The 7,716-nt window shown below is 62.5% G+C and carries 5 protein-coding genes; 2 read left to right on the top strand and 3 right to left on the bottom strand.

Features of this window, described 5'->3' with window-relative positions:
• The first annotated feature begins 42 nt into the window (after positions 1-42).
• Positions 43-1,107, top strand: coding sequence for a tetratricopeptide repeat protein (locus NW844_RS02065; protein WP_414333044.1), 1,065 nt, complete (start codon positions 43-45; stop codon positions 1,105-1,107).
• Here NW844_RS02065 and NW844_RS02060 read toward each other — a convergent pair.
• Positions 1,007-1,846, bottom strand: a complete 840-nt coding sequence (locus tag NW844_RS02060; RefSeq protein WP_414333043.1) for a response regulator transcription factor — start codon at positions 1,844-1,846, stop codon at positions 1,007-1,009. The two genes, NW844_RS02065 and NW844_RS02060, sit on opposite strands and share 101 nt — an antisense overlap.
• A 109-nt stretch (positions 1,847-1,955) precedes the next feature.
• Here NW844_RS02060 and fni point away from each other — a divergent pair, with 109 nt between their 5' ends.
• Positions 1,956-3,011 (top strand): type 2 isopentenyl-diphosphate Delta-isomerase, encoded by a 1,056-nt coding sequence (gene fni, locus NW844_RS02055; RefSeq protein ID WP_414333042.1) that lies wholly within the window; start codon positions 1,956-1,958, stop codon positions 3,009-3,011.
• A gap of 62 nt (positions 3,012-3,073) precedes the next feature.
• Here fni and glyS read toward each other — a convergent pair whose 3' ends face one another.
• The gene (glyS, locus tag NW844_RS02050; RefSeq protein WP_414333040.1) at positions 3,074-5,266 is read right to left on the bottom strand and encodes a glycine--tRNA ligase subunit beta; all 2,193 of its coding nucleotides are present in this window, start codon (positions 5,264-5,266) and stop codon (positions 3,074-3,076) included.
• A gap of 89 nt (positions 5,267-5,355) precedes the next feature.
• Entirely contained in the window at positions 5,356-7,434 is a 2,079-nt protein-coding gene (locus tag NW844_RS02045; RefSeq protein ID WP_414333038.1) for a cation:proton antiporter, read from the bottom strand.
• Positions 7,435-7,716 lie beyond the last annotated feature (282 nt).

Raw genomic sequence — 7,716 nt, 5'->3', positions numbered from 1 at the left:
CAGAATCAGAAAAACAGATTCAAACGGCTCCGGGTTGATGCCATGCTCAAAGCCCACGACTCTGCCGGTTTGCGCCTGTTGGTCGTGGCTGCCCTGCTGCTGGGGGGCCTGGCCAGTTGGCGGCAGGATCGCCTCTTGGCGGTGATGGGTCTGGCCAGTGCGGCAGCCATTTCTGCCTTTACCCGCCCCGCCATCTTGGCCTACAACCGCGGTCGCGAGCGGTGGCTGAACCGGGATCTGATAGGGGCCGTCGAGCAGCTCAACCTGGCGCTGCAACAGGATCCCCATTTGACCAACGCCCACCTCCTGCGGGGCCAAGCTTACCTCGAACTCGGCCAGCTTCCCCAGGCGCTGGCGGACTTCGACCAGGCCACCCGGTTGGCCCCGCGCCGGCCAGAACCTTACCTTTACCGCGGCCTGATTCGCCAGTCGCAAGGGGATCTGCAGGGGGCAACGGCGGAGTTGACCGAGCTGGTGCGCCTACACCCCAACGCCCCCCACCACCTCCGCTTGGCCAACCTGCTTATGCAACAGGGATCCCTGTCTTCAGCTCTAACTCACCTGGACGAGGCCATTCGTCGGGATCCCACCTCGGCGCCCGCCTATGCCTGCCGCGCTACGGTGTACGGCTACCTGGGCGAATGGGAGGCGGCTTTGTCCGATTGGTCGCAGGCCATCCGCTGGGATCCCTCTCCGGCCCATTACTATCGGCGGGGCGTTGCCTATGCTTGGGCCGATCGCTATGGCGAGGCCGTTGCCGACCTCAGCCGCAGCCTAGAAATAGAACCGCAGCAGCCCAACGCCCTTTACAGCAGGGGCAACCTTCTCTATGCGCTGGGGGAGATCAAAGCGGCTTTGGACGACTACGAGCGGGCTTTTCGCCGGGAAGCGGACATAAACTGCATCGACCGCTCCGACGAGTACGGCCTGTACGAACGGGGGCTGGCCTACTGGAACATGGGGGATAGAGAGACAGCTCTCTTTGATTTGCAGGCGGCCCTGCAGCTCAGCCGTCAACGTCGCAATCTGGCTTTGGAGCAGCGGGTGCGCCGGTCTTTGCCGCGACTGAGCGATCCAGACGGGGATCCTGGCTCTCCTCGGACGTAGGGGCCAGCTCCGGAACCCCCGACAGCGGCTGGCCGGGTTTTCTGCTCCTGTAGCAGGGGGGGTTGAGGCCAAAGCAGTAGCCGACATTACGCACTGTCTGGATCAAGCTGGGCTGGCGCGGATCCCGTTCCAGCTTTTTGCGCAACGAGAGGATGTGGGTATCAACGGTGCGGGGGTTATCGGTGGAATCCGGCCACGCTCGCTCCAGCAGTTCCAGCCGAGAGACGGGATCCCCGTCTGCCTGCACCAGCACCATCAGCAGGCTGAACTCCTGAGGCGTGAGGTCGATCCCTTCCCCGGCCAAGGTGACGCGCCGTTGCACCAGGTCGATTTTGAGATCCCCATACTGCAGAAAAGTGGGAGGGATACGGCGACGCAGCCGGCGGGTCAGGGCCTGAATATGGGCGTCTAACAGGGGCAGGCTGAGGGGCTTGGTGAGGTAAGCGTCGGCCCCGGCTTCCAGCCCGGTGATGATGTCGGCTTCGGATCCCCGCTGGGAGAGCAGCAAAATCAGCAGATCGCACTGGCGATGGGCCCAGCGGCACAATTGCAGGCCGCCGCGGTTGGACAGCTCTGCATCCAAAATCAGCAGGTGGATGGGCTGCTGCTGCAGCAGGGTTTTAGCCTGGCGGATGGTCTCTGCTTGCCAAACTGGGTGCCCCGCCTGTTGCAAGTGCCAACCCAGCAAGCTGCGCAGATGGGGGTTGCCTTCTGCCAGCAAGATGTGCAAGGGTTGCATGGCTGTCCGGTTGGGATCCCGCCCACATCATAGACAACCGCGGGTCGTCTTCGGGCAATGCTGTTCTGGCATGTAGGGTATATAGATTGGACAATCTTCCACCCAGACCATGGTCGCTTCCCCACCTCCCATCTCCGAACGTAAGCAGGATCACCTGGACATTGTTCTGCAGCAGGACGTAGCCGCCAAAGGGATCCGCACCGGCTTTGAGCGCTTTTTCTTCGAGCATGTAGCTTTGCCGGAGCTGCTGTTGCCGGAGATCGATCTCAGTTGCCGGTTTCTGGGAAAACGCCTGCAGGCTCCCCTGCTCATCAGCAGCATGACCGGGGGAACGGACACAGCCCGCGAGCTCAACCTGCAACTGGCCAGTGCCGCTCAAGAATTGGGCATTGCCATGGGGGTGGGATCCCAGCGGGCCGCTTTGGAACACCCGGAGCTGGCCCGGACTTACCAGGTGCGCCAAGTGGCCCCGGATATTCTGCTGCTGGCCAACCTGGGTGCTGTTCAGCTCAACTATGGCTATGGGCTGGAGCAGGCGCGACGGGCGGTGGAGATGATCGAGGCGGATGCGCTGATTTTGCACCTCAATCCTCTCCAAGAGGCGGTTCAGCCCCAGGGGGATCCCGACTGGCGCGGGTTGTACGGCCGCATCGAACGCTTGGTGGCCCAACTGCCGGTGCCGGTGCTGGTCAAGGAAGTGGGCAATGGCCTCAGTGCCAAGGTGGCCCAGCGGCTGGCCGACTGCGGCGTGGCAGCCCTGGATGTGGCGGGGGCGGGCGGCACCAGTTGGAGCGAGGTGGAGGCCCATCGCCAAACAGAGGCCTTCAAGAAACGCATTGCCCACAGCTTCAGGGATTGGGGGATCCCAACTGCGTTGGCCCTGCTGGAAATTCGTCGCTTGCTGCCGGATTTACCCCTGGTGGCCAGCGGCGGCATCCGCAACGGCATCGACGTGGCCAAAGCCATCCGCCTGGGGGCCGATGTGGTGGGCATGGCCGCCCCCGCTTTACACGCCGTCTCCCAAGGACAAGCGCAGGCAGTGGTGGATACCTTTCGCGCCGTGATCGAGGAGCTGAGGATCGCAGCCTTCTGCACCGGATCCGCCAACTTGGCCCGGCTGCGGCAAGCGACCCTGCGGCGGCAGGATACTTGGGATCCCTTGTAGCGTTGACCAGAATCCCACCGATCCCCCGGCTCCTCTCCCAAACGGAGAGAGAAAGGAAGTTGCTAATGGGTTTTCTCCGGCGCCGATTCCCCTACCACGACCACCGCTCCCATGTCCCCCAGCAGGCGCGACTGGTTGCGCAATAGCCCCAGCAAGTTAAGCCGGTTGGCCCGCCGCAGGGGATCCGGATCCATCACCAAGACCGCCTCAAAAAACCGCGCTACCTGCGGAGCAGCCGCTTGCAGAGCTTCCACCAAGGGGACGAGGTCTCCCCGCAAGGCCGGCTCCACCCCTAGGTGGTAAACCCTCTGGCAGGCTTCGTACAGCTCCCGTTCTGCTGCCTCCTGCAACTGGCCGGGATCCACAGCGGCTGCCGGATCCACCACGGCGTAGTCTAAGTCCCCTTGGGCTGCCAGGCGGGCACAGCGATTGAGGGTGGGATAGAGATCCGCCAATTCCCCGGTAGCCCGCAAATGTTGCAGATACTCGGCCCGCAGCAAGGTCAAAGGCAGGTTGCTCAGGGCCCGCAAGGTCAGTTCCGATTTCTGCGGATCCTCTGTCTGCACGGATTCAGGATCCCCGACCACGGCTCTGACCAAGTCATAGTCGATTCGCTTTTCTTCCTGCAAAAGGGTTTGCAGCCGCTGGGCGAGAAACTCCTGCAACGCTTTTAAGGTCTTTTCATCTCCCGCTGCGTAGTCCTGCACCACCCTTTGCAACAGGGAGTTGAAGTCAAAGCTCCAGCCGGCCTCCCAGGCAACCAGCACCAGGCTGTTGGCGGCCCGCCGCAGGGCAAAGCGATCCGAAGAACCACTGGGGATCCGCCCCAAGCGAAACATGCCCACCAGAGTGTCCAGGCGATCTGCCCAGCCCACCACCCGCCCGGTTAAAGAGGTGGGCAGAGCCTCCCCCGCCCCCAGAGGCCAGTAGTGTTGCTCGATCCCCTCAGCCACCGCCTCCGGTTCCCCATCCTGCCGGGCGTAGTCGGCCCCCATGATCCCCTGCAGCTCCGGGAACTCGTACACCATCTGGGTCACCAGATCCGCCTTGCACAGTTGGGCCGTGCGATCCACCAGCGCCTGCTCCTGGGGATCCAAATTCAAGGCAGCGGCGATGAGACGGCTGATGTGGCGGATGCGCTCCACCTTATCCCGCATCGATCCCAGCCCCTCGGCAAAGGCGACTGCCTGCAGCCGCTCCACCCGCTCCGCCAAGGGGATCCGCCGATCCTCTTCGTAGAAAAAGCGGGCATCGGCCAAGCGTGCCCGCACCACCCGGCTGTTGCCCGCCGCGATCCGCTCCGACTGCTCAGGATCACCATTGGAAATGGTGATGAAATAGGGCAGCAATTTCTGGGGATCCCGGCCATCCCGTACCGGGAAGTAGCGCTGGTGGGTGATCATCACCGTCTCGATCACCGCAGGGGGCAATCGCAAAAACTCCGGCTCAAAGCGCCCCAGAACTGCTGTTGGCCACTCCACCAACTGCACCACCTCTTGCAGCAGAGAAGGGGGGATCTGGGCGCGGCCGCTCACCTGCTTGGCCAGCTTGGTCACCTCCGCCTGGATATGGGCCGCCCGTGTTGCCGGATCGGGACTGACCCCGACCTCTTGCATTTGCCGGACATAGCTCTCGGCCCGCTCCAGGACAACCTGCTGGGATCCCAAAATGCGGTGCCCCCGACTCACCCGCCCGGCCACCAAGCCCGACATGGAATTGCCCTCATGGGTCGGCAGCAGCAAAGGCAGCACTTGATCATCCCAAAGGGAAACCAGCCAGCGGATGGGGCGCGGAAACTTCAAGTCTCCATAGCCCCAGCGCATCAGCCGTTCGCCGCTCAAGCTGGTGATCCAAGTGGGCGCCAATTCCTGGAGCACCGCTGCTGTCGGTCGACCCCGCACCCGCTGCACGGCAAAGACAAAGGATCCCTTGCCCACCTGCCGGATTTCCAGGCTACCGGGATCCACTCCTTGTTTTTGGGCAAACTTTTCCCCTGCCGGGGTGAGCCGGCCGTCTTGGTAGGCCACCTGAGCCGGCGGCCCCTTCACCTCTAGGACGCGATCCGGCTGCTGGGTGGGCAACCCCTGCAACAGAACCGCCAGGCGGCGTGGCGTGCCGAAAAGCTGCATCTCCTCGGCCTGCAGATGGGCTTCTGCCAAAGAGGCCGGGATCCCGGTTTTCCATTGCTCTAGGGCTGAATCCACAAAACTGGCCGGCAGCTCCTCACAGCCGACTTCTAGCAAATAGGCAACCATACCCCTATGCTCTTAGCGACATCCCCCCTGGGGATCCCAGTTTATCAGGGGAGCCGGGGCGGCGTTCACACAAGCGCTCTAACCCGCCATCAGTACCAAGTGGGATCCCCTGCTGCCAGAACGCCCTCCTGCGGACGTGCCGGGGAGGCAGCAGGCAGATGCACCACAAGGATGGAAAGGCTAGGCCGGTTGCGGGCAATGGTCTCCGGCTCTCGGCTCAGACGGGAGCGGCTGCGGGCTTCGCTGGGGATCAACATCAACACATCTCCCGGCTGCAGCGCTTTGAGCACCTCGGCCACCAGCCCTCCTTGCACCCGTTGGAGCGGCAGATGGGCGTAGCTTTCCGCCACCAGGGCCGGGGAGCGCTCCCGCGGCGGTCGGGTTTGCACCAAAAGAATCTGCAGCGCCGCCTTCAACTCCTCGGCCAGCGTCTGCGCCAGCCCAATCGTCTGCTGCAGGGATCCAGAAGACACTTCCAACTCTGGGGCTGCCAAAAGGATGCGCCGCGTCGTCTCAATCGGGACAGGAAACCGCGTAATCAACACCGGGATCCCCACCTGCCGCACCACTGCGTCGATGACACTGCCGAAGAAATTCTCCGCATAGGTGGAGTAGCCCTTCCAGCCCAGGATTACCAAGGTAGCCTGCCGTTCCGCTGCCGAGCGAACGATCCCTTTTTCCACCGAATCATCCACCCGGCGAATCGGCTCCACTCGGGCCACGGCGCTGTGGGCCAAAGCTTCGGCAAAGGACAGCAACTGTTCCTGCCGAGAAAGGGCCGCGGGCGAGATCCCAGCCCGGTCAGACAAAACGTGCAGCGGCAGCAACGTCCCCCCTTCTTTTTTGACCAAAATCAAAGCCAACTGCAGCAGGTTGCTTTCGGTATCGGGGTTGGCGACCGGCACCAAGACGCGGGATCCCCAGGCTGGTTTGGGCAAGTCGCCGGCTTCTGCCGCCACCTCTGCAGGCTGGATTTGCTCGCCCCAGCGGGCCACGATCCAAGGCGAGGCAATGCAGGTGATCAGGATCATGGCGATGGTGCCGTTTACCGTCAGCTCATCCACCAACTCCACGTTAAAGGCCACCGTGATCGCCGCCAAAGTAGCCGCCGCCTGGGCCACCGACAGGCCGAACATGACCATGGCGCTGGCCAAGCGCCAGCCGAACAGTTGGGCCGGGATCCAAGCCGCCAAAAACTTGCTCACCACCTCCGCTGCGATCATCACCCCGCCCACCAGCAGCGTGCGCGGCTCGCCCAAGAGAATGCCGGGGTTGATCAGCATTCCCACCGAGATCAAGAAAAACGGCACAAACAACGTGTTGCCGATAAACTGAATCCGGTTCATGAGGGGGCTAAGCTGGGGAATGAGGGGGGTGATGGCCGTCCCGGCCAAAAAGGCGCCCACCACCGGCTCAATGCCGATCAACCCCGCTCCGTAGGCCACCACAAACAGGGTAGCGATCACAAAAGTAAACTCTGCCCCCTCGTCGTGGCCGAAGCGCCGGAAAAACCAACCGCCCAGCTTGGGCACCCCCCAGAGGGTGGCAAAGGTGTAGAGGGCAATCGAGGGGATCAGCGTCAGCCAAAATTGCAGCGTCAGCCCGCCTTGGTGGGCGCGCACCACCACCGCCAGCACCAACAACGCCAAGACATTGGTAATTAGCGTCGCCCCCAAGGTGGCTGTCACCGTCTGCAGGCGCATCAGGCCCAACTTGGAGACGATCGGCAGGGCAATGAGGGTATGGGAGGCAAAACACGAAGCCACCAGCACCGCCGCCAGAAAGCCATACCCCAAAGCCAGCATGGCCGTCGTGCCGATCACCATTGGCAATAGAAAGGTGAGCACCCCAAAGACGCTGGCCTTCCAGGCATTCAGCTTCAGATCCTCCAGGCTGGTCTCCAGCCCGGCCATGAACATGAGAAACAGCAGCCCCACGGTGCCCAGCAGGACGATGGTCTCATCCCGCTGCAAGATGCCCAAGCCGTAGGGCCCCACCACCAAGCCGGCCAGGATCAGGCCGATGATCCCCGGCAGGCGCAGCCGCTCAAACAGCAACGGCGCCACCAGCATGATCGTCAGGATGATCAGGAACACCAGAACCGGGTTTTTCACCGGGCCGAGCATGGCCAGAGGGATCCCTGAAATTGGCAGCCAGTTAGCCAGCATAGATACCCGACAGACAGCAACCCGCAGACTCGGCAAAGCGCCCGCCTGAGTTTATCAGATTCATCCAGATCCAGATAGCTCTCCATGGCCCACAGCCTTCGTCCAGTCTTCAATCTCCGCCAGGGCGTTTAACAAGCATTCAAAATATATCAAGAACACGCTGGGAATGAAGACAGCCTGGCGGTGGCGCCCGCAAAGAGGCGAGAGAAACTTTCGAGAAACACACATTAAAATCGGAGGGTACATGCTCTTGGGCCGCTTATGAACCAGCTTGCTCCTGGA

Source organism: Synechococcus sp. H55.2 (assembly GCF_047462495.1).
Classification (GTDB): domain Bacteria; phylum Cyanobacteriota; class Cyanobacteriia; order Thermostichales; family Thermostichaceae; genus Thermostichus.
Note: the sequence above shows the minus strand (reverse complement) of the source record. Positions and strands in the feature narration are given on the sequence as shown.